This window comes from Rhodococcoides navarretei, assembly GCF_038069675.1.
GTDB classification, from domain to species: domain Bacteria; phylum Actinomycetota; class Actinomycetes; order Mycobacteriales; family Mycobacteriaceae; genus Rhodococcoides; species Rhodococcoides navarretei.
The window spans coordinates 1,311,992-1,333,389 of sequence record NZ_JBBPCN010000001.1 but is presented as its reverse complement, the minus strand read 5'-3'; the positions used below and the strand labels follow the sequence as shown (position 1 = coordinate 1,333,389).

Here is a 21,398-nt window from a genome sequence, read left to right as displayed (position 1 = left end):
GCATGTGAGGCGGGTACGCCTGCACGATCAGCGATGGGCTGTAGCCCTGTCGGTGCCCCAGTGTGCCACATCGTCGCCCTACCTGACCACAGAGTCAGGAACGGGTTCTCACTGCCACCATTGCGTCCACAGCACGAGGCCGGTAGCGACGAACACGACCATCGCCCCGAAGAACGCGGCAAATCCACGACGGTGATCGGTGATGCGCTGGGCAATCACGGCAACGACCGCGGCGACGATATGCGCGGCGACCGAGAGACCACCCGGCCCCGGAAAACCGCGAGTGTGGCCGAGATACTGCGTGACGGCGACGGCGATGGCCAGCACCACGAGTCCCGCGGTGACGATGCCGCTGAGCCCGCGCAGGAATCGCAACCCGGCCCCTGCCCCGGTCATCCGCCGGCCACGAATCCGCGAACCGAGTCCGCGATCAACTGCACCGCGATGGCAGCGAGCAACAGTCCCGCGATGCGGGCCAACAGGGAGATACCGCCCTCTCCGAGTAGCCGGATGAGTACCGTGGAGAATCGCAGTACGAGGAAGAACAGAACGTGAATGGTGATGATGCCCAAGGCAATTGCCAGCAACGATCCCGCGTCACCGCCGGCCTGGCTGACGTAGACGATCACGGCGGCGATGGCACCGGGGCCGGCCATCAGCGGAGTCCCGAGCGGCACGAGTGCGACGTTGACGTCCTCCGCGGCGGTGTCTCCGCCCGCGCCCTTTCCGGTCAGCAGCGACAGGGCGATCAGCAGCAACAGCAACCCGCCCGCACCCTGCAGTGCCGGAATACCGATGTGCAGATAGCTCAGGATTGCCTGGCCTCCGATCGCGAACACCGAGATGACGGTCAGCGACACAGTCGGTGCCTGCCACGCGGCCTTGTTGCGCGCTTCCTTGCTCTTGCGGCCCACCAGCGACAGGAACACCGGGATCGCGCCCGGGGGGTCCATGATGACGAAGAGGGTGATCAGCACCGTGAGGTAGAGCGTCACGTCGAATGTCATGGGCGGGCCGCCGCAACCAGTCGGTCGTAGTGCTCCGGGGCGGTGGTGTATTCGCCCAGCTTCACCGTCTTGTTGGTTCCGTGGTAGTCCGAGGATCCGGTGACGATCAGATCCAGCTCCTCGGCGAGATCGGCCATCACCGCGGTGTCCTCCGGCGAGTGATCCATGTGGTGCACTTCCACTCCGCCGAGACCGCGAGCTGCCAGTTCGCGAATGTGATCGAGGTCGAGGATGCGGCCGCGGGCACGAGCTCTGGCGTGCGCGAGCACACTGACACCGCCTGCCGCGGCGATCATGTCCACCGCGACCTCGAGGGGGGTGTCGACCTTCTCGACGTAGTACTTGCCGCTGGTCGCCAGCGGACCGGCGAACGCAGCGTCCATGTTCGGAACGTACCCGGCGTCGATCAGCGCACGGCCCAGGTGCGGTCGCCCGGCCGCCTCCCCGGCCGAGGCCAGCACCGCGTCGGGGTCGATGGGCAAACCGTCCGCCGCCATCTTCTCGGCAATGGCACGCAACCTCGTCACCCGCTCGCTCCGTAGACGAGCGCGCTCCCCGGCGAATGCCTCGTTCGCCGGGTCGAACAGGTACGCGAGCAGGTGCACCGGAACCGGCTCGCCGTCCTCGCCTCGCCCACTGCAGGAGAGTTCCATACCGCGCACGAGCGTGAGTCCGGACGGCAGCGCAGAGGCAGCCTCGGCCCAGCCCGCGGTGGTGTCGTGGTCGGTCAGAGCCACCACCGACAGTCCCGCTTCGGCTGCGGCGCGGACCAGCTCGGCCGGGCTGTCGGTGCCGTCGGACGCCGTCGAGTGGGTATGGAGATCGATGAGCACCTGGACAGTGTTTCAGGCCCACTCTCTCGTCGTTTTGCTGGCGTACGATTGCCCGCCATGCCGTCCATTCCACCTCGCCCGTCGCTGCCCTCACTGCATCGACGTACCGCCAAGGCAGATCACGAGCCGACACCGCGAATTCCGGTGCCCACGGCCCGCGCGATCGTCGACTGCGCGGTCTATGTCAACGGCACCCGGCTGCCCGGCAGATTCACCCACACCTCGGCCATCGCAGAGGTGCGAGCCCGCGGCGAGGGATTCGTGTGGGTCGGTCTGCACGCGCCCGACGACCACCAGATGAGTGCGATCGCCCAGTGCTACGGGCTGCACGAGCTGATGGTCGAGGACACCGTGCACGCCCACCAGAGGCCCAAACTCGAGCGCTACGACGACGTCGCGTTCCTGGTGCTGCGCACGGTGAAGTATGTCGAGCACGAGTCGGTGACGACCGCCAACGAGATCGTCGAGAGCGGCGAGATCATGGTGATGGTCGGCCGTGACTTCGTCATCACCGTCCGGCACGGTGAGCATTCGGGCTTGGCCGGCGTGCGTCAGCGTCTCGAAGCGAACTCCGAACAACTCGCGCTCGGACCGTCGGCGGTGCTGCACGCGGTGGCAGACCACGTGGTCGACGAGTATCTCGCGGTGACCGAATCGATCGAGCGAGACGTCGACGGGATGGAGGAGGAGGTGTTCTCGCCGCACCACCACGTGCCCATCGAGAACATCTATCTCCTCAAGCGGGAGGTGGTGGAGCTTCGCCGGTCGGTGACACCGCTGTCGACGCCGCTGGCGCGGCTGGTGCAGGAGCCGAGCGTCCCCAAAGCCGTGCGGCGCTATCTGCGCGACGTACAGGACCATCACACGACGGTGGCCGAGCGCATCTCCGAGTACGACGAGGTGCTCAGCTCGCTCGTCGACGCCGCGCTGGCGCGTGTGACCATGCAGCAGAACCTGGACATGCGCAAGATCTCGGCGTGGGTGGCGATCGCCGCTGTGCCGACGATGGTCGCGGGCATCTACGGGATGAACTTCGACAACATGCCCGAACTGCACTGGACGTACGGCTACCACCTGATGGTTGCAATCGTCCTGTGCGTGTGTCTCGGATTGTGGCGCACGTTCCACAAGAACGACTGGCTGTAGAACCTCGCACCAGGGACGAACTCCTACCGAAACCGGTAGGAGTTGGAGTTCGTCCACACGTCCTCGGGTAACGAACCTGCGCGTCCGGACCGGATGAGACTGCATATCGCCCCTGCAGTCGATCACGAAGGACTCGATGAGAATCCGCACCCTGCTCGTGGCCTCGGCCCTCGCCGTCGTCTACACCTGTGCACCCGTCACAGTGGCCCACGCCGGAACCGGGGACTCGGTTGCACCCGATCCCGCCGCCGGACCGGAACTGACGGTCGATCTCGCACTACTCGACGACGCGCTGACGTGTTCGATCGATCTGCGCGACGCCACCCGCGATCCGGTCCTCCTCACCCCGGCCTTCGCCACCGATCAGCAATCCTTCGGCTGGAACTATCTTCGATCACTGCCCGCCGCGGGGATACCGGTGTGCAGCCTCTCCTTTCCCGACGAGGGGTACGGCGACCTGCAGATCGCCGCCCAATACGTCGTGCATGCGGTTCGGACGATGGCCGCCGACAGCGGTCGCCAGGTGGTCATGATGGGTCACCAACACGGACCGCTGGACGAGCTGTGGGCGTTGACGTTCTGGCCGGACCTGCCTGCCCTGGTGTCGGATTTCATCTCGCTCGCCACCCCGTACAACGGCACCGACTCGGCACGGTCGGGATGTGACGACGCGCAGGAGTGCCCGCCGGCGAACTGGCAGATCGCCACCGGATCGAAGTTCCTCACCGCGCTGGCGGCCCGCCCCCTTCCCCCAGGCCCCAGCTACACCTCGATCTACACGCAATTCGACGAATTGATCTATCCGCAACCGCGCGCGAGCACCCTTGCCGGAGCGTCGAACATCGCCGTGCAGGACATCTGCCCACTACGACCGGTCGAACACTTCGGCATTCTCGGTGACAACGTCGCGTACAGAATCGTGCTCGACGCACTCGACCACGACGGACCCGCTGTGCGGCAACGCGTTTCGAAGAACCTGTGCTTCACCACGACGATGCCCCAGCTGCGCTACACGCTGGAATCGTCGATCTCCGGATTCGCCTACGGCCTCGGCGTTCCCCAGCATTTCGAGAACGACTCGGTGGACGCCGAACCCGAGACGGCGTCCTACGCGCAATAGGGCCGGATCAGAGACTGGCTGCGGATCGGTTGGGATCGCGCACGTCGATTCCCGCTTCCGTCCAGGCCTCGCGCAGCGCGTCCGCTCCGCGCAACCGCACCCAGGCCGCCTCGGTGCCTGTGAGAGGCACGGCAGCCAGAAAGCGAACCGGATCGTAGGGCTCGGGCAGCGTCAGATCCGCGATATCACTGTCACCGAGCAGCACGGCAGTGAACGGCGCGTTGGTCCACAGCGGCTCACCCAGATCGAGCAGGGCATCCTCGACGAGCACGACGCCCTCCACCGCGGGTGAGGCGGCGAGCACGGCCAAGGACTTGTGCACGCCCGACGCCACGCCTGCCCCACCGCGGAGAGTCAACACCAGTTCTGCACGGGGGCCCCGCGAGGGATCGGCAACGAGTTCGTTGGGGTCGGCCATGGGGTGCCGAGAACAGCCGAGACTGACGTACCGGACCACGTCGGAGTCCGCGCCGAATCTCAGGACGTCCAGCGACTCGAGGCCGAGGAACGTCACCGACGCCGACGACGGGTTCTCGTCGCCGATCTCGGTCACCAGATGTGCGCGTACCGCTGCAATGACACTGTCGCTCACCTGACCCATCCAACACCACCGATGCCCGAGAAGTCCGTTCGGAGGTACCCCCGCACCGGAGGTGGGTACCGTCGTACCCGTGGTCTCCGTTCTCGCAGTTGCCGACGAAACGATCGAATCACTGTGGAGTCCGCAGGTGAAGTCGCTCGGAGTGGACCTGATCCTCGGCGCGGGCGACCTCCCCTTCGACTATCTGGAGTACCTCACCGACGCGTTGAACGCGCCGTGCGTCTTCGTCCCGGGCAACCACGACGCGGACCTCACCGGATACTCGGCCGGGCGCGCGGGGTGGATGCGCGCCGGGCTGCCCGCCACCTGGCCCGGACCGGTCGGTGCCGTCAACGTCGACCGTCGCATCGTCTCCGCGGCCGGTCTGCGGATCGCCGGTCTCGGCGGGTCCATCCGCTACAACGGTGGCCCAAACCAGTGGACCCAACGGCAGCAGCGTCGGCGCTCACGCACCCTGACCCGAACGTTCGCGTGGCATCGCACCGTGCGCAAGGATCTTCGGCCCGTCGACATTCTGCTGACCCACAGTCCACCGCTCGGGGTCGGCGACGATACCGACCCCGCGCACATCGGTTTCGACTGCCTGAACGAGGTGACGCGTCGGCTCTCCCCACAGTTGTTGTTGCACGGTCATATTCATCCGCACGGTCATACCCCGGACGATCTGACCCTGCACGACGCCGCGGTGATCAACACCGTCGGATACACCCTTCTCGAGATCGAACCGGGCGGCGACAGAACGGATTTCGAGGCACCGAAGATCGTGAGGCGCAGACATGGCACGTGACACCGGCTTTCCGGCCGCGGATGCGGAGAACGACTTCACCCGCCAGCGCCGACGCGCGGACGTCGCCCGTCTGGTCGGGTGGCTTCGGCGTCAACCCGACGACGTCAACACCATTCTGCCGTTCGACGAGGTGGTCGCCGCCCTCGGCAAGGTGGGCGAGCGTCACCTGGGCCTGCAGGTCATCCGCGTCGACACCATCGTCGGAAGTGTCGATCGCACGCGCGATTTCGATCGATTCTTCCGGCCGACGTCAGCGCGTATCCGCGAACGCTGGCAGCGACTCGCGGCCGCTCAGCGCCGAGGCGAAGCGATGCCGCCGATCCAGGTCTACCGCATCGGTGGGATGCACTTCGTCGTCGACGGTCATCACCGAGTCTCCATCGCCTTCGCGATGCATCGGACGTCGATCGACGCCGTCGTCACCGAGATCATCACGCGCATCTCACCCGAGGGCATCACTCGACGCGGCGACCTGCTGATCAAGGATCACCGGCGCATCTTCCTCAGTCGAGTGCCGTTGGTGGGCCGGGCCCGCGAGGCCGTACAGGTCACCGACCCCTTCGACTACGCCCAGCTGAGCGAATCGGTGGAGGCGTGGGGATTCCGGTTGATGCAGGAGGTCGGCGAATTCGTCGACCGCGGTACCGTCGCGCGGCGTTGGTTCGGTGAGGAGTACCTGCCGGTGGTGCGCATGGTGCGCGCGGCCGAAATCCTCGAGGATCGCACCGACGCGGAGGCGTACCTGTGGATGAGCCGGGAGCGTTACCGCCTGGTACGCGAACACGTCTGGAACGACGAAATCGTCAGCGAACTCCGGCAGAAAGCGTTGGGGAAGCCCAACCGGGGCCAATGACCCCGTCGAACCGGCCGTAGGACTACGCCCTCGCGAGCCCCACGGTCGAGCCGTAGCCGATAATTACTTAGATGCGTTCAACATTTGTGTTCGATTCGGTTCGTTTTTCACACGTAACGAGGTAGCTCTTCCATGTCCACCCGCCGCACGCTGCTGCCCGGACTCTGCTTCATCGTGATGACTCTCGCCGTCCTGCAGACGATGGTCGTGCCCATCGTGGGCACCATCGGTACCCAGCTCGGCGTCGGCACCACAGCAGCGGGCTGGGTACTGACGGCAAATCTCCTAGCCGCGGTCATCGCCACCCCCGTCATCGGCCGGCTCGCCGACCTGCACGGCAAACGACCCGTTCTCGTCGGCGTCCTGACCGTCGTGCTGGCCGGGTCGCTGTTGGCAGCGTTGACCGATTCACTCGTCTGGCTGCTGGTCGGCCGTATCCTGCAGGGCGTCTCGTACGCCCTGTTCCCCATCGCTCTGGCCGTGTTGCGCGACGAAATGCCACCCCGCGCACTCGTCGGCTCCATGTCGATCCTGTCCGGCACGCTCGGCGTGGGCGGCGGATTCGGACTGGTGCTGACGGGGCTGCTCACGGCCGACGGTGCCGACTACCACCGCGTGTTCTGGCTCACCGTCGCCATCGTCGTCGTCGCTCTCGCCATTGCCTGGTTCGGCGTGCCTGTACGACCACGACACGCCAGCGGATCCGTCGACTGGTGGGGTGCCGTGCTCCTGGCCGGCACTCTTCTGCTGCTGTTCCTCGCCCTCACCCAGGGCCGCACGTGGGGCTGGGGTTCGGTGGCCACCATCGGCTGTGCTGTCGCAGGCGCAATGTTGGGAACGGTCTGGTGGATCTTCGAGAAGCGCATCGATGCACCGCTCGTCGCGCCCCGCATGCTCACTCACGGTCCACTGTTGGCCACCAACGTCGCCACGCTCTTCGTCGGCATCGGCATGTTCGTCAATTTTCTCGCCTGCTCGTACTTCGTGCAGACCCCACGCGCCGTCGCCGGTTACGGCTTCACCGCCAACGTTCTCGAAGCGAGCGTCGTGTACCTGCTACCCGGTGCTGCGGTGGGAGTTGTTGCCGCGGTGATCAGCGGTCGACTCATCCGATCGTTCGGGCCCCGCCGAGTGCTGATCGCAGGAGCGATGATCGGGCTGATCGGGTTCGCCTTCGTGGCACTGGCCCACGATCACACCTGGCAGCTGATCACCGCAGGCATCGTCATCAACATGTTCGTCAGCCTCGCCTTCGCGGCCCTGCCCAACCTGCTGATGGCCGAAGTCAGCGCCGCCGACACCGGCGTGGCGAACAGCGTCAATTCGATCGTCAGGACAGTCGGCACCTCGATCGCGAGCGCCACGTTGACCACCGTCCTCGCCATGTTCACCATCGAGGGGACGGTCGTTGCCCGCGAGAGCGTCTACACCGCAGCCTTCGCCGCCGGCGCGGTGGCCTGCCTCGTGGTCGCGTTCGTGGCGATGGCCATCAAGAGCACTCCGGCGGCTCAAGAGTCGGTCGTGGTCGGTGCAGGCAGCGAGCATGTGAACGGAACTTCGTAGTCCACTACGAAGTTTCGTTCACATGCGGCGCAGCCGCTCAGATTGTCAGGTTGGCACCCGAGGCCTGGTCGAACACCGAGATCTTCGCCGGGTCGAACCACAGTTCCACCTGACCGCCCTCGGCGGCCTTGGACTCGGCGGCCAGACGCGCAACCACCTGTGCGCCACCGAGATCGGCGATGCCCGCATCGGCCGCGAGTTCCTGCAGTTCGCTGGATTCGACGCGCGCACCCTTCAGGGTGAAGTAGACGTACTTGTCGCTGCCCATCGACTCGAGCACATCGACGGTGGCGGTGAAGGTGGCACCGCTCATCTTCTGATAGCCGTCGATCAGGGCCGCGTCCTCGAAGTGCTCGGGGCGGATGCCGACGACCACCTCGCGGCCCGGGTTCTTGGCTTTGATCGCATCCATCCGCTCGAGCGGGATGTCGATATCGCCCAACGCGGTCGAGACGCCGTTCGAGCTGAGCTGTCCCGGAACGAAGTTCATCGAGGGCGATCCGATGAAGCCGCCCACGAACAGGTTTCGCGGCTTGTCGTAGAGCTCCTGCGGGGAACCGATCTGCTGCACCAACCCGCCGCGCAGCACCACGACGCGATCGCCGAGGGTCATGGCCTCGGTCTGGTCGTGGGTGACGTACACGGTGGTGGTGCCGAGCCGCTTCTGCAGACGCGAGATCTCGGCGCGAGTCTGCACGCGCAGCTTCGCGTCGAGGTTGGACAGTGGCTCGTCCATCAGGAACGCCTTGGGTGTACGAACGATGGCGCGGCCCATGGCAACTCGCTGACGCTGACCACCGGAGAGATTCGCCGGCTTGCGGTCGAGATGCTGGCTCAGATCGAGGATCTTGGCTGCCTCTTCGACCTTGCTGTTGATCTCCGACTTCGAGAGCTTGGCGAGCGTCAGCGGGAAGGCGATGTTCTGCCGCACCGTCATGTGCGGGTACAGCGCGTAGGACTGGAACACCATCGCGATGTCGCGATCCTTCGGGGCCTTCTCGTTGACGCGCTCCCCCGCGATGCGCAGCTCGCCGGACGAGATGTCCTCCAGCCCGGCAATCATGTTGAGAGTGGTGGACTTTCCGCAACCGGACGGCCCGACGAGGATGATGAACTCGCCGTCGGCGATGGTGATGTCGACGTCACTCACCGCCGCTGCGCCGTCGGGGTAGAGCTTGGTGACTTTGTCGAGAACGATTTCGGCCATGACGGTTATCCCTTCACTGCGCCGGACGTCAAGCCCGCCACGATACGTCGTTGGAAGAAGAGCACAAAAATGATGATCGGGATCGTGATGACGACGGCGGCCGCCGCGATCGATCCCGTGGGCTCCTCGAACTGAGAGCTACCGGTGAACTGCGAGATGGCCGCCGGGACGGTGATCGAACGTTCCGTCGCCGTCAGCGAGATGGCGAGCAGCAGGTCGTTCCAGGCGAAGATGAATACCAGGATCGCGGCGGTGACGATGCCGGGTGCGGCCAGCGGAGCGATGACCTTGCGGAACGCCTGTGCGGGCGTCGCGCCGTCCATCTTCGCTGCCTTCTCCAGCTCCCACGGAATCTCGCGGAAGAACGCGGACAGGGTGTAGATCGCCAACGGCAACGCGAAGGTGATGTACGGAATGATCAGTCCCGGCCAGGTGTCGAACAGTCCCAGCGAGCGGGAGATGTCGAACAGCGGTGTCACCAGTGAGATCTGGGGGAACATCGCGATCAGCAGTGCCGCACCGACGAGTGCCTTCTTACCCGGAAAGTCCAGGCGAGCAACGGCATACGCGGCCATCGTGCCGATCACCACGGCGATCACCGTGGTGATCAGACCGATGCCGATGGAGTTCACCAGGGCCGAGGTGAACTGGTTGGTGTCGAAGATGCCCTTGTAGTTGTCGAGGGTGAACGACTGCGGAATGAACCTGCCGTCGGCGATGGTGGCCGTCGACTTGAACGAGAGGCTGATGATCCACAGCAGCGGGACGAGTGCGTAGAGCAGGACGAGGACGTTGACGACCGTCCAACCGACCTTCTTGCGAGGCGTAACAGTGGTCATTACTTGCGGCCTCCGTCGTCGGATCCCGGTGCCGAGGCACCGAACAACTTGATGAACACGAACGCGATGATCGCGACGCAGAAGAAGATCAGGATGCTGATCGCCGACCCGAGGCCGAGGTTGAACGCACCGAACAGATTATTGTAACCGAGGATCGAGACCGACCCGGTTTCGTTGCTACCTCGGGTGAGGACGTAGATGTTGTCGAAGATGCGGAACGCGTCGAGGGTGCGGAAGAGCACCGCGACGAGAATCGCCGGCTTCATCAACGGGATCGTGATGCGCATCAACCTCGTCCACGCGCCTGCTCCGTCGACCTCGGCTGCCTTGAGCAGATCGTCGGGCACCAGCGCCAGCCCTGCCAGCAACAGCAGCGCCATGAACGGCGTCGTCTTCCACACCTCGGCGAGCACGACGATGGCCAGGGACGGGAACTGCTCGGTGAGCGGGGCACTGCCGTCGGGCAGCAGATTGGCGAGGTAGCCCGTGCCGGGGGTCCACGCGTAGTACCAGCTGTACGCGGCGGCGACGGTCACGATGCCGTACGGAATGAGCACCACGGTGCGTACAAGTCCACGGCCGAAGATGGTGCGGTGCATGACCAGAGCCACCGCGAGGCCGAGGATGAACTCGATGATCACCGAGATGATCGTGATGCCGGCCGTGACGCTGAAGGCCGTCCACCAGTAACCGTCGGAGAGCACCGTCACGTAGTTGGAGACACCGACGAATTCACGATCCTCGGGAAACGCGAGGTTGTACTTCTGCAGGCTGAGCCAGAACGCGTAGATGATCGGATATCCGGTCACCGCGATCATCAGCAGGGCGGCGGGTGCGATGAGCAGCAGCCCCAGCCGACGTTCGGCCTTCTTGCCGTCGGAGACGTTCTTCAGGGCAGCCTGCTTGTCGGCGGGCTGCGACTGAGGCTGCGACTCGGTAGGAGCACTCATGGAATCAACCCTTCGGAATTGACGGCCTTGGTGACCAGATCTGCGAGCTTGTCCACGTCGGCCACCGGGTCGATGTCCTGCGGCGGGTTGAGCGCATCGGTCAGCAGAATCGAGATGCTCTGGTACGCAGGCGAAACGGGCCGGACGGCAGCCGATTGGATGGAGCCGAGAACCCCTTCCCAGGCGGGATACACGGCCTGGAACTCCGGATCGTCGTACAGGCGTGCTAGCACCGGCGGCACACCGCCGTTGACGGCGTTGTTGCGCTGGTTCTCCTCGTTGGTGAGGCATTCCACCGCGTCCCACGCCAGATCCTCGTGCTGCGTGGTCTTCGCGACACCGATGTTGAATCCGCCGATGGTGACCTTCGCGGGCTCACCCGGAATGACCTGAGGATAGGGAGCACTACGGAACACTTCCGCGATCCGCGCGTCCTGCTGATCGGCAGGTACGCCGGACAGATCGAGGAACGACACCGCACCGGCCGCGGCGTTCTCCTTCAGGCCGGGCAACACGAAGGGGTAGTTGACCTGGAAGGCCATCCGTCCCGCTTCCATACCGAGCCGCGCGGTGCCCTCGTCGCTCTGCGAGACCGACGGATCGCTGCCGTCGGCCGTGGCGACCCTCTTGATGATCTCGAGGGCCTTCTCGGTCGCGGCGCGATGCTCGGGAGTGTCGTTCAGGGTCACCGTCGTTCCGTCTTCTCCGACGACCGACCCGCCCGCGCTCTCGAGCAGCGTGTTGAACCAGACCATGAAGCCCTCGTACTGCTTCGCCTGGACGCCGATCTCCGCGGGCCTACCCGCGGCCGCATTGGCCTCGGCGATGTCGATCATCTGGTCCCAGGTCTGCGGCGGTTCACCGTTCGGAACCACGTCCGGTCGGTACCACAGCAACTGCGTGTTGGAGTTGAGCGGAACCGCGTACAGCTGGTCCTGCCATTCCGCCGTGGCGAGGGGGCCTTCGAGAGTGGAGCCGTCGCGTAGCTTCGCAGAGAGGTCTTCGGGAACGGGCAATGCCCACCCGGCTTCGGCGAATTCGGCCGTCCACACCACGTCGAGCGTCATAAGATCCAGCGTCTTGTCGTTTCCGGCGAGACGCCGCGCGAGTTGGAGCCGCTGATCGTTCGCGCTCTTGGGCAGAGTTCTCTGCTCCACGCGGTATCGACCGTTCGAGGCGTCCGAACACAGCTGAGCCGCAGCGGCGTACTGCTCTGCGCCGTCTGCGGCAGTGTAGAAACTCAGAACTGGAACCGAACTGTCGGACGAACCACACGCTGCGAGCAACGGACTCGTCACCAGAGCCGCTGCCGCCAACACCCCTATCCTCGTTGCTTTTCCACGCCTACGACCACGATGTCTCGGCACTTTCCGCCTCCGTACGTTCAGTTACTCGCGCAGCACACTGAGTGAGACTGCCGTGCACGAAAGAAACGTAACCGAACTCACTGGCATCGAGGGCGATTTGGGGCTATTCCGTTACCTGTCGGTTGCCTGGTCGTCCACCAGGTGTGATCAGATCGACAGCTTGGCGAGCAGGTCGCGTGCTTTTTCCGCGGTTCGAGGCTCACAGAGGACGTCGTATCGGCCCGCGACCAACTGCATGCTCGACGCGAAATCTCGCTGCCCCTTGGTGGCCGCATACGGAATGGACGCCGAGATCAAACCGAAGATGATGCCACCGCCGACGCCGATGAGCAGGGCTCCGAAGATGTTCTCGCTGAAGATTCCGAGCACCAGACCGAGGAACACACCGAGCCATGCGCCCGAAACAATGCCTCCACCAATCACTTTGGGCCACGTGAGGCGTCCGAGAACGCGTTCGACCTGCATCAGATCGACGCCGACGATCGTCACGTCCTGTACCGAGAACTCTTCGTCGGACAGATAGTCGACGGCACGCTGGGCCTCGGCGTAGGTGGGGTACGAGCCGATGGGCCAACCGGAAGGCGGCGTCGGCAGGCCCTGCCCCGGGCGGCCGGACTGCGAGAGGGGATTGGTCATGACTCCATTGTGCCCCGAAACGGACACCCGGCACACCCGTTGTGCCGGTTCACAGCGCGGGCGGCTCGTTCAGGACGAGGGCGCGACGAAGGCCGTCGTGCGCGTCATCCCGGCCGCTCGCCCCTTCGCCGAGACCACGAGCGCCATCTTGCGACTCGCCTCGTCGATCATCTCGTCGTCGAGCATCACCGCGCCGCGACCACCGCCTGCCGCGGACGTGTGGAACTCGTACGCGTCGAGAATCATTTCGGCCTTGTCGTAATCGGCCTGACGCGGCGCGAAGATCTCGTTGGCCGCCTCGATCTGCGTCGGGTGCAGCACCCACTTGCCGTCGAAACCGAGACCGGCCGTGCGGCCCGCTGCCCGGCGGAAGGCGTCGAGATCGCGAATCTGCAGGTAGGGCCCGTCGATCGCCTGCAAGCCGTGCGTCCGGGCGGCGAGCAGAATGGTCATCAGAATGTGGTGATAGGCGTCGCCGGTGTCGTACCCGACCGGCTGCTCGCCGACGACGAGGGTGCGCATGTTCACGCTGGCCATCAGATCCGCGGGGCCGAACACCAGGGTTTGCACCCGGGGGCTCGCGGTCGCGATCTCGTCGATGTTGCGCAAACTGCGCGCGCTCTCGATCTGCGGTTCGATTCCGATGGCGCCGACGTCGAGTCCGTGCTCCTTCTCGATCTGAGTGAGCAGTAGGTCCAGCGCCTGCACGTGCGCGGCGCACTCGACCTTGGGCAGCAGGATGGCGTCGAGAGTGCGTCCGGCACCGGAGACGACGTCGATGACGTCGCCGTACGTCCACTGGGTCGTCCAGTCGTTGACGCGTACGACCTTGAGCTGATTGCCCCAGCCGTCGGAGTTCAGGGCGTCGACGATGCGCGCCCGTGCCTCGACCTTCGCAATCGGTGCGACGGCGTCTTCGAGATCGAGAAAGATCGCGTCGGCAGGGAGACCCTTGGCCTTGTCGATCATCTTGTCCGAACTGCCCGGAACGGCCAGTACCGACCGCCGCATGCCCGAAGCACTCACGAAAGCACAACCCCTGTCTGATTCACCCTCTGTATTGCGAAGCCTCTAACCTTGCCATCATGGCAGCACTGAGCAAGGTATTCGCGGCCAGGCTCGCCGGCCTGGGCGTCCTGGGCCCCGACGGCGAATCGATCGGCCGGGTCCGCGACGTGGTCATCTCGATGCGCGTCGGTAGAGCGCAACCGCGAGTCCTCGGCCTCGTGGTCGAATTGGCAACTCGGCGAAGAATTTTCGTACCGATGCTCAGAGTCACCAGTATCGAGCCCAACTCGGTCCAGCTCACGACCGGAAACGTCAGTCTGCGTCGATTCACGCAGCGCGCGAACGAGATTCTCGTGTTCGCGCAGATCCTCGACTCCAAGGTGCGCGTCGACGACCCCGAGCTCGACGAGCTGCACGACGTCGATTCGATCGTCGTCGACCTGGGGGTCGAGCTCACCCGAACGCGGGATTGGGTGGTGGCCAGGGTCGCCGTACGCAAACAGCGCCAACGGCTGGCGCGACGCGGGGCGATCCACGTCGTGGACTGGCAGCATGTGCAGGGGCTCACGCAGAACGAGCTGTCGATGCCCGATCAGGGTGTGGCGCAGCTGCTCATGCAGTTCGAGGACCTGCGCGCGGCCGACGTGGCCAACGCGATGCGCGAGTTGCCCGTCAAGCGCCGCATGGAAGTCGCTCGGGCACTCGACGACGAGCGTCTCGCCGACGTCGTCCAGGAACTGCCCGACGACGATCAGGTGGAGTTGATGCACTACCTCGGCGTCGACCGTGGTGCCGACGTGCTCGAGGCCATGGACCCCGACGACGCTGCCGATCTGCTGGGCGAGCTGCCCGAGACCGAGGCGGAATCGCTTCTGCGCCTGATGGATCCGGAGGATTCCGCACCTGTCCGTCGGCTGCTCGAACACTCCCCCGACACCGCCGGTGGCCTGATGACACCCGAGCCCGTCATCCTCACCGCGTCGACCACGGTGGCCGAGGCGCTCGCCCGGGTACGTAACCCCGACCTGACACCCGCGCTGGCGTCGCTGGTGTTCGTGGTCCGGCCCCCGACCGCAACACCCACCGGGCCGTACCTCGGCTGCGTCCATCTGCAACAGCTGCTGCGAGAACCCCCGGCGAGCCTGGTCGGCGGAGTCGTGGACAGCGCTCTACCGCGCTTGTCCCCCGACGACAGCCTCACCGCCGTGACGCGGTACTTCGCGACGTACAACCTCGTGTGCGGCCCTGTGGTCGACGACGAGGACCACCTGGTCGGGGCCGTGACCGTGGACGACGTCCTCGATCACCTGCTGCCCGAGGACTGGCGAGATCAGGAAGTGGCCGGACAGTGAAAGAAACAGCACGCCAGAGAATGGACACCCCGCGTGGATCGCGGTTGTTCAACGTCAGCCTCGACGTCGACCTGGGCAAGTCGGGCGAGAAGGCCGCGAGGTTCCTCGGTACCGGTCGTTACCTGGCGATCCAGACCGCCATCGTGATCGTCTGGATCTTCCTCAACGTCGTCGCCATCAACCTGCAGTGGGATCCGTATCCCTTCATCCTGCTCAACCTCGCGTTCTCGACCCAGGCCGCTTACGCGGCTCCGCTGATCCTGCTGGCCCAGAATCGGCAGGACGACCGCGACCGCGTCTCGCTGGAGGAGGACCGGTCTCGCGCGCAACAGACGAAAGCCGACACCGAGTTCCTCGCCCGCGAACTCGCAGCACTGCGCATCGCCGTCGGAGAGGTCGCCACCCGCGATTACCTGCGTCGCGAACTCGACGAGATCAAGGCGCTCCTCGAACAGGCGACCGGACAGCCCGTGGCGATTCCGAAGAAAGCACGGAAGAAGGCAGCAGCACGCGTGGCCGACGACGCGTCGAGCGACACCGATCTGCACTAGACGGGCCTCCGCGCCTGGTAACGGCCCGATAACGGAACAGTCTCGAATCAGGTACCCTCGATCCCGGTCATCAGGTCGGGCCCCGGTTGTCATCCGGGGAAATCAGGAGGTACAGCACGCGTGGGTCGTCACAGAAAAGCATCGAATTCCAAGGTCCGACGGAACTCGGTGATTGCTCTGGCAGGACTCGTCCCCGCAGGACTCGTCACCGCCGCCACCAGCGCCGGAGCCACCGAATACATTCCGTTCGTCAGCACCGAGACGGCTCCGGCCGCGCAGGAATCGAACTCGGTCGTCGAGACTCCGCAGCCTATCGCCCTGGACCAGCAAGCGCAGCCGGTGGCTCAGGCCGAGTTGCCGGTGCCCGCTCCGGTCCCAGCACCGGCCCCGGTGACCCCGCCCACACCCGAGCTCCCCACCAACCTCGCGGTGAGCCCCATCGCGATTCCGGTGGTCAACGTCTCCGCCTACAAGAACGCCGAGCAAATCCTGGCCCAGCAGCAACCCGGCTGCGGCATCAGCTGGACCGTCATCGCCGGAATCGGCCGCGTCGAGTCCACCCATGCCAACAACGGAAAGGTCGACGACTCGGGCGAGCTGCACGAGCCCATCCTCGGCCCGCGCCTGAACGGCACCCTGGCCGGAAACCAGGTGATTCGTGACACCGACGGCGGCGCACTCGACGGTGACGCCGAATACGACCGCGCAGTCGGACCGATGCAGTTCCTGCCCTCGACGTGGAACCTCTACCACGCAGACGGCAACGGCGACGGCGTCTCCGACCCGCAGAACCTCTACGACGCTGCGCTGGCCACCGGCATGTATCTCTGCGACAACGGGACCGATATGCGCGACCTCGGATCGACCACCAAGGCGATCCTGCGCTACAACAACTCGATGGCCTACGTGGCGAACGTGCTCGCATGGTCGGCCGGATACGCCACCGGCATCATCCCGACCTCGGACCAGCTACCACGCATTCACTGATCAGGTGTCCGGCTGCCCTGCTGTCCATCGACGCAGTGCCCACCGCCTAGCATGAGGTAATGGCTGTACTGACCGAATCCGACGTTCGGACCGCGCTCACGAAGGTGATCGATCCCGAGATCCGCAAACCCATCACCGATCTGGGGATGGTCAAGAGCATCGACATCGCCGACGACGGAGCCGTCGGGGTCGGTATCTACCTCACAACGTCCGGCTGCCCGATGAAGACCGAAATCAGCGACCGCGTCAAGAACGCGGTCGCCGACGTCGCGGGCGTCGGCACGGTGACGGTCGAACTCGACGTGATGAACGACGAGCAGCGCACCGAACTCCGCAAGTCGCTGCGCGGCGACTCCGCAGAGCCGATCATTCCCTTCGCGCAACCCGGATCCCTGACGCGCGTGTACGCGGTGGCGTCGGGCAAGGGGGGCGTGGGCAAGTCCAGCGTGACGGTCAATCTGGCCGCATCACTGACCGCTCGTGGACTGTCGGTCGGCGTGCTCGACGCCGACATCTACGGTCACTCCGTGCCCCGGATGCTCGGCAACGACGCCAAGCCAACGCAGGTCGAGAAGATGATCATGCCGCCCCAGGCACACGGCGTGAAGTTCATCTCCATCGCCCAGTTCACCCAGGGAAACACCCCGGTCGTGTGGCGCGGGCCGATGCTGCACCGCGCGTTGCAGCAGTTCCTCGCCGATGTCTTCTGGGGCGACCTGGACGTACTGCTGCTCGACCTTCCGCCGGGCACCGGGGACGTGGCAATCTCCGTCGCACAGCTCATTCCGAGTGCCGAAATCCTCGTGGTCACCACGCCACAGCAAGCTGCGGCAGAGGTGGCCGAACGCGCGGGGGCAATTGCCCTGCAGACTCGGCAGCGCGTGGCAGGCGTCGTGGAGAACATGTCGTGGCTCGAGCTGCCCGATGGCACCCGCATGGACATCTTCGGATCCGGTGGCGGTCAGGACGTATCGGATCGACTGACCAAGGCCGTGGGTGCGAGCGTTCCTCTGCTGGGCCAGATCCCCCTCGACACCGCCGTCCGAGAAGGCGGTGACGCCGGGACTCCAATCGTGCTGAGCAATCCGGAATCGCCCGCGGCTCAGGCACTGGAGGCCGTGGCTGCGAAACTGGCAGTACGAGAGCGTGGTCTGGTGGGAATGTCACTCGGCATCGACTCGGCGCGCAAACTCTAGGCCGGCGGCGGCGCACCCGCTTCCCCTGCCGCGTCAATGGACCATTGCATCGCTCAGACGTGTGCAGTGGTCCATTCACGTCGAACCCATGACTGCGTGAATGGACCGTTGCACCGCTCAGACGTGTGCAGTGGTCCATTGACGAGAACGAGGGGCGGGATCCGGACGGGGTGGGGCGGGTGGAACTATGTCGCGTCCGCGTCGATCGGCGGAGTATCGCCCGCCGACAACTTCGGCTCGTTCTTGCGCATCGACACGGTGTTGCCGGACGCATTGCCCGAGGGCACGCCGTTCTGAGGCGTCGGGCCGCCTGAATTCTTCGGCTTGGCTTCGAAGGGCTTGCCCTTGAAGGTGTCGTCGAGGGGATTCTTGAAGACCGAGTCGTCGCCGTCGAGCAGGTGTTTGGTGATCACTGCCCGCGGGGTCATGCCTCGGAGTTGGTTGAGGTCCGCGAGCGGCTTGCGCAAGTCTTCGAAATCGGTGCCGAGCTCGTCCTTGAGCTGCTGGCTGGCACCGTTGGCGTAGTCCTTGACCTGCCGAATCGACTTGGACACCCAGCTGATCGCGCCAGGGAGGCGATCCGGGCCGAGGATGACGAGAGCTGCTACGAGGAGAATGACGAGCTCTCCCCAACCGATGTTGCCGAACACGCCTGCCAGCCTACGTCGTCAGTCCGAAACCGGCGTGACGGAGAGGTCCACCAGTCGTCCCGACCGGACGAGTTGCACCTGAACCGGCTCCCCGATCGTGGTGGCCTGCACGGCAACGACCAACTCGTCGGCGTCCCCCACCGCGCGATCGCCGACCTTGGTGATGACGTCGCCTTCCACGATTCCGGCCCGCTGGGCAGGACCGTCGGCGCGGACGTTGGCGACCTCCGCGCCGGCGGAGGTGTCGTTGATGACCGAGCGAGCGTTGATGCCGATATCCGGGTGCCGCATGACGCCGTCCCGGATCAATGACTGCGTCACCTCGAAGACCTCGTCGACCGGGATCGCGAAGCCGAGGCCCACCGATCCGCCGCTCTCGCTGCGGATCGCCGAGTTGATGCCGATCACACGGCCCTCGAAGTCGATGAGCGGACCACCGGAGTTGCCGGGGTTGATGGCAGCGTCGGTCTGCACGGCGTCGATGACGGCGTCGGTGTCGGTGCCTTCACCCGACAGGGCGACGGGTCGATCGAGCGCGCTGACGATGCCGGAGGTGACGGTCTTGTTCAATCCCAGCGGTGAGCCGACGGCGATCACGTCCTGCCCGACACGAACGTCCTCCGAACGACCGAGTTCGGCGACGGTCAGGTTGCCGACATCGGTCTTGAGGACCGCGAGGTCGGTCTTGGTGTCGCGGCCGACGATGTCGGCCGGCACCTTGGTGCCGTCGGAGAACGTCACTTCCAGCGTCGAGTTCTCCGGGTCGGATGCGGCCAGCGAGATCACGTGATTGTTCGTCACGATGTAACCCTCACCTGCGATGACGACGCCCGAGCCGGTGCCGCCGGTCTCGCCGAGCGTCACCTGGATCGACACGACGGACGGCAGGACGGCGTCGGCGACGTTGCTGATCTGCCCGCGCGGGATGCCGTCGCCGCTGGACTGGGTCAGTGTCACTTTCTGGCTGGTCAACGCGCCGGTCACCTCGGCGGTGAGGCGACCGAAGAGACCGCCGACCAACCCGATGACGAGAGCGAGAACACCGAGCACGACGAGGGCTCGGACGGACACCGATCGGCCGAACAGCACATCGCGCACACCGAGCTTGGCGCCCGGCGGGAGAACGGGCGGGGGCGGCGTGTCGAGCGCCGCGCTGCCGAGGGACACCCGAGCGGTGGGGTCGCGCCACGGATCAGCCGGAGCCGACGGGGCGGTGTCGCTGCCGGTCTCGGCGTTCGGATCACGTTGCAGCGATTCCTCGGTGTCGTCCGGACGTCCGAATGCCTCGGCGAGAATGGGATCGGGTGGCCGCACCGAGACGCGCGACGGTAATTCCTCGCCGGGCCTGCGCTCGGAGAACGAACCGTCGACGTCGTCGGGGCGTCCGAACACCGAGGCCGACACCGGATCGATGGACGGTCGATACACCGGACGCGGTGGCAACCGTGGACCTTCCGGGCCGATACCGTCGGGCTCGGTCGCCGACGGGTCGGTGCCGGTCGTCTCGGTGCTGGTCGAATTCGATGTCACGCGTCCGGTTACCCCTCGCATACGTCGGTGTGAGAGTTCAGTATCGCTCGAGCGGTCGGCTCGGCTCGATGCAGGTGAGAAGTCGTCGCGTGGATCGCGATGCAGTCAGCGTCGGCGACGACGGACGTCGGCGACGGCAGACATGAAGGTTCGTTTGGTGTGGGCCGGCCGGTCCTCGCCTGCGCAGGACGGAATCTGGCTGAGCAACCCGAGCAGCGAGTGCGGCATGGACAGCTCACCCGCCCCGCGCAGTGCTTTGCGGGCCTGCTGCTGGGCTTCGACCTCGGCGGCGCATTCCGGGCACTCGGACAGGTGTTGAGCAGCACGGAGGTAGGCGGGCATCCGCAGTTCACCGTCTACGTACGCCGCGACGGCTTCACTGGCCAGATGTTCGGTGGAGCTGAATTGCCTTCGCTTGCGCGCCTGCGTCATCCAACCCTCCTCGTAGCTAGTGGACACTTGCGTGACCGGAGTCGACCTTCCCGTGCACTCGAAGGTACTCGCGTAGCGCCTGGCGTCCACGGTGAATGCGGCTGCGAACAGTTCCGAGCTTGACGCCCAGTGTCGCACCGATCTCCTCGTAGGACAGTCCTTCGATGTCGCACAACACGATTGCGGCACGGAACTCCGGTGCCAGCGAGTCGAGTGCGGACTGCAGATCGGGGTCGAGGCGCGCGTCGTGGTAGATCTGCTCGGGGTTGGGCCGGTCGGAGGGGACGCGGTCGTAGTCCTCGGGGAGGGCTTCCATACGGATGCGGCTGCGGCGACGAACCATGTCCAGGAACAAGTTGGTGGTGATGCGGTGCAGCCAGCCCTCGAAGGTGCCGGGCTGGTAGTTGGAGAGGGAGCGGAACACCCGGATGAAGGTGTCCTGCGTCAGGTCCTCGGCATCCTGGGCGTTGCCGGACAGCCGGTAGGCCAGTCGGTAGACTCGGTCGCCGTGTTCGCGAACCAATTCGTCCCAGGACGGCATGGTGGAGTCCTCGCCGGTCGCATCGAACACTGCGGTGCCGCTGAGATCGTCGGGCGTGGGTACGGACTCGGGTAGACGCGCGGTGTCGCGATCGCCGTTGATCTTGTAAATAGTTGGATCCTCCTGCTCAGGACTGCGTACGTCCTTCTGATTCAACCGACGACTACCCTCGGATGTTCCAGCTCACACTTCGCAATCGAGACGGACCTTCGATTCCTCCACAGCCTGACGGACCCGCGTGT

General features: G+C 65.4%; 23 protein-coding genes. 9 read left to right on the top strand and 14 right to left on the bottom strand.

Annotated elements, in window-relative coordinates:
- Nucleotides 1-108 precede the first annotated feature (108 nt).
- The 3 genes from AABD04_RS06650 to AABD04_RS06640 are packed head-to-tail and all read right to left on the bottom strand — an operon-like array spanning nucleotide 109 to nucleotide 1,840.
- Nucleotides 109-396, bottom strand: a complete 288-nt coding sequence (locus tag AABD04_RS06650; protein ID WP_341440598.1) for a hypothetical protein — start codon at nucleotides 394-396, stop codon at nucleotides 109-111.
- The gene (locus AABD04_RS06645) at nucleotides 393-1,007 is read right to left on the bottom strand and encodes a MarC family protein (protein WP_341440597.1); all 615 of its coding nucleotides are present in this window, start codon (nucleotides 1,005-1,007) and stop codon (nucleotides 393-395) included. Before AABD04_RS06645 ends, AABD04_RS06650 begins: the two co-directional genes overlap by 4 nt.
- On the bottom strand, nucleotides 1,004-1,840 hold the full coding sequence (locus tag AABD04_RS06640; RefSeq protein WP_341440596.1) for a PHP domain-containing protein: 837 nt from the start codon (nucleotides 1,838-1,840) through the stop codon (nucleotides 1,004-1,006). Before AABD04_RS06640 ends, AABD04_RS06645 begins: the two co-directional genes overlap by 4 nt.
- Before the next feature lie 57 nt (nucleotides 1,841-1,897).
- Between AABD04_RS06640 and AABD04_RS06635 the strand changes: the two genes are divergently transcribed.
- The gene (locus AABD04_RS06635; RefSeq protein ID WP_341440595.1) at nucleotides 1,898-2,986 is read left to right on the top strand and encodes a magnesium and cobalt transport protein CorA; all 1,089 of its coding nucleotides are present in this window, start codon (nucleotides 1,898-1,900) and stop codon (nucleotides 2,984-2,986) included.
- Between the two features lie 136 nt (nucleotides 2,987-3,122).
- Nucleotides 3,123-4,106 carry an alpha/beta hydrolase family protein gene (locus AABD04_RS06630; RefSeq protein WP_341440594.1) on the top strand — a complete coding sequence of 328 codons (984 nt, stop codon included), beginning with the start codon at nucleotides 3,123-3,125 and terminating at the stop codon, nucleotides 4,104-4,106.
- 7 nt (nucleotides 4,107-4,113) lie between these two features.
- Here AABD04_RS06630 and AABD04_RS06625 read toward each other — a convergent pair whose 3' ends face one another.
- Nucleotides 4,114-4,707 carry a suppressor of fused domain protein gene (locus AABD04_RS06625; RefSeq protein WP_341440593.1) on the bottom strand — a complete coding sequence of 198 codons (594 nt, stop codon included), beginning with the start codon at nucleotides 4,705-4,707 and terminating at the stop codon, nucleotides 4,114-4,116.
- A 70-nt stretch (nucleotides 4,708-4,777) separates the two neighbouring features.
- Here AABD04_RS06625 and AABD04_RS06620 point away from each other — a divergent pair, with 70 nt between their 5' ends.
- The 3 genes from AABD04_RS06620 to AABD04_RS06610 all read left to right on the top strand — a co-directional run bounded on the left by AABD04_RS06620 (nucleotide 4,778) and on the right by AABD04_RS06610 (nucleotide 7,910).
- Nucleotides 4,778-5,494: a metallophosphoesterase family protein gene (locus AABD04_RS06620; protein WP_341440592.1), complete on the top strand. Its 717-nt coding sequence runs from the start codon at nucleotides 4,778-4,780 to the stop codon at nucleotides 5,492-5,494.
- Nucleotides 5,484-6,347, top strand: a complete 864-nt coding sequence (locus AABD04_RS06615) for a chromosome partitioning protein ParB (RefSeq protein ID WP_243596858.1) — start codon at nucleotides 5,484-5,486, stop codon at nucleotides 6,345-6,347. The genes AABD04_RS06620 and AABD04_RS06615 overlap by 11 nt, the downstream gene beginning before the upstream one ends.
- A 132-nt stretch (nucleotides 6,348-6,479) precedes the next feature.
- Nucleotides 6,480-7,910 (top strand): MFS transporter, encoded by a 1,431-nt coding sequence (locus tag AABD04_RS06610; RefSeq protein WP_341440591.1) that lies wholly within the window; start codon nucleotides 6,480-6,482, stop codon nucleotides 7,908-7,910.
- 37 nt (nucleotides 7,911-7,947) lie between these two features.
- Here the strand turns inward: AABD04_RS06610 and AABD04_RS06605 are convergent, their stop codons facing one another.
- The 6 genes from AABD04_RS06605 to AABD04_RS06580 form a co-directional block, all read right to left on the bottom strand.
- Nucleotides 7,948-9,117, bottom strand: coding sequence for an ABC transporter ATP-binding protein (locus AABD04_RS06605; RefSeq protein WP_341440590.1), 1,170 nt, complete (start codon nucleotides 9,115-9,117; stop codon nucleotides 7,948-7,950).
- Between the two features lie 5 nt (nucleotides 9,118-9,122).
- Complete coding sequence (locus tag AABD04_RS06600) at nucleotides 9,123-9,956, bottom strand: carbohydrate ABC transporter permease (protein ID WP_341440589.1); 834 nt, start codon at nucleotides 9,954-9,956, stop codon at nucleotides 9,123-9,125.
- Entirely contained in the window at nucleotides 9,956-10,906 is a 951-nt protein-coding gene (locus AABD04_RS06595; RefSeq protein WP_243596855.1) for a carbohydrate ABC transporter permease, read from the bottom strand. Before AABD04_RS06595 ends, AABD04_RS06600 begins: the two co-directional genes overlap by 1 nt.
- A complete protein-coding gene (locus tag AABD04_RS06590) occupies nucleotides 10,903-12,225 on the bottom strand; it encodes an ABC transporter substrate-binding protein (RefSeq protein WP_341440588.1) in 1,323 nt (440 codons plus the stop codon). The genes AABD04_RS06595 and AABD04_RS06590 overlap by 4 nt, the downstream gene beginning before the upstream one ends.
- Nucleotides 12,226-12,420: 195 nt before the next feature.
- Nucleotides 12,421-12,909, bottom strand: a complete 489-nt coding sequence (locus AABD04_RS06585; protein WP_008714301.1) for a YflT domain-containing protein — start codon at nucleotides 12,907-12,909, stop codon at nucleotides 12,421-12,423.
- Between the two features lie 69 nt (nucleotides 12,910-12,978).
- A complete protein-coding gene (locus AABD04_RS06580) occupies nucleotides 12,979-13,920 on the bottom strand; it encodes an HpcH/HpaI aldolase/citrate lyase family protein (protein WP_341442975.1) in 942 nt (313 codons plus the stop codon).
- A gap of 74 nt (nucleotides 13,921-13,994) precedes the next feature.
- On the opposite strand from AABD04_RS06580, the gene AABD04_RS06575 reads away from it, so the two are divergent.
- The 4 genes from AABD04_RS06575 to AABD04_RS06560 all read left to right on the top strand — a co-directional run bounded on the left by AABD04_RS06575 (nucleotide 13,995) and on the right by AABD04_RS06560 (nucleotide 18,003).
- On the top strand, nucleotides 13,995-15,269 hold the full coding sequence (locus tag AABD04_RS06575; protein ID WP_243596854.1) for a magnesium transporter MgtE N-terminal domain-containing protein: 1,275 nt from the start codon (nucleotides 13,995-13,997) through the stop codon (nucleotides 15,267-15,269).
- A 20-nt stretch (nucleotides 15,270-15,289) separates the two neighbouring features.
- Nucleotides 15,290-15,820 carry a DUF1003 domain-containing protein gene (locus AABD04_RS06570; protein ID WP_243610363.1) on the top strand — a complete coding sequence of 177 codons (531 nt, stop codon included), beginning with the start codon at nucleotides 15,290-15,292 and terminating at the stop codon, nucleotides 15,818-15,820.
- Between the two features lie 120 nt (nucleotides 15,821-15,940).
- Nucleotides 15,941-16,807 (top strand): lytic transglycosylase domain-containing protein, encoded by an 867-nt coding sequence (locus AABD04_RS06565; protein WP_243596853.1) that lies wholly within the window; start codon nucleotides 15,941-15,943, stop codon nucleotides 16,805-16,807.
- Between the two features lie 59 nt (nucleotides 16,808-16,866).
- A complete protein-coding gene (locus tag AABD04_RS06560) occupies nucleotides 16,867-18,003 on the top strand; it encodes an Mrp/NBP35 family ATP-binding protein (RefSeq protein ID WP_243596852.1) in 1,137 nt (378 codons plus the stop codon).
- 185 nt (nucleotides 18,004-18,188) lie between these two features.
- On the opposite strand, the gene tatB is transcribed toward AABD04_RS06560, so the two are convergent.
- From tatB to sigE, 4 genes are all read right to left on the bottom strand, one after another.
- Nucleotides 18,189-18,653, bottom strand: a complete 465-nt coding sequence (gene tatB / locus AABD04_RS06555; protein ID WP_341440587.1) for a Sec-independent protein translocase protein TatB — start codon at nucleotides 18,651-18,653, stop codon at nucleotides 18,189-18,191.
- Between the two features lie 18 nt (nucleotides 18,654-18,671).
- Nucleotides 18,672-20,204 carry a S1C family serine protease gene (locus AABD04_RS06550; protein WP_423228124.1) on the bottom strand — a complete coding sequence of 511 codons (1,533 nt, stop codon included), beginning with the start codon at nucleotides 20,202-20,204 and terminating at the stop codon, nucleotides 18,672-18,674.
- 84 nt (nucleotides 20,205-20,288) lie between these two features.
- The gene (locus AABD04_RS06545) at nucleotides 20,289-20,615 is read right to left on the bottom strand and encodes an anti-sigma factor family protein (protein WP_341440586.1); all 327 of its coding nucleotides are present in this window, start codon (nucleotides 20,613-20,615) and stop codon (nucleotides 20,289-20,291) included.
- Nucleotides 20,616-20,631: 16 nt separating this feature from the next.
- Nucleotides 20,632-21,258 carry an RNA polymerase sigma factor SigE gene (sigE, locus tag AABD04_RS06540; protein ID WP_243596927.1) on the bottom strand — a complete coding sequence of 209 codons (627 nt, stop codon included), beginning with the start codon at nucleotides 21,256-21,258 and terminating at the stop codon, nucleotides 20,632-20,634.
- Nucleotides 21,259-21,398 lie beyond the last annotated feature (140 nt).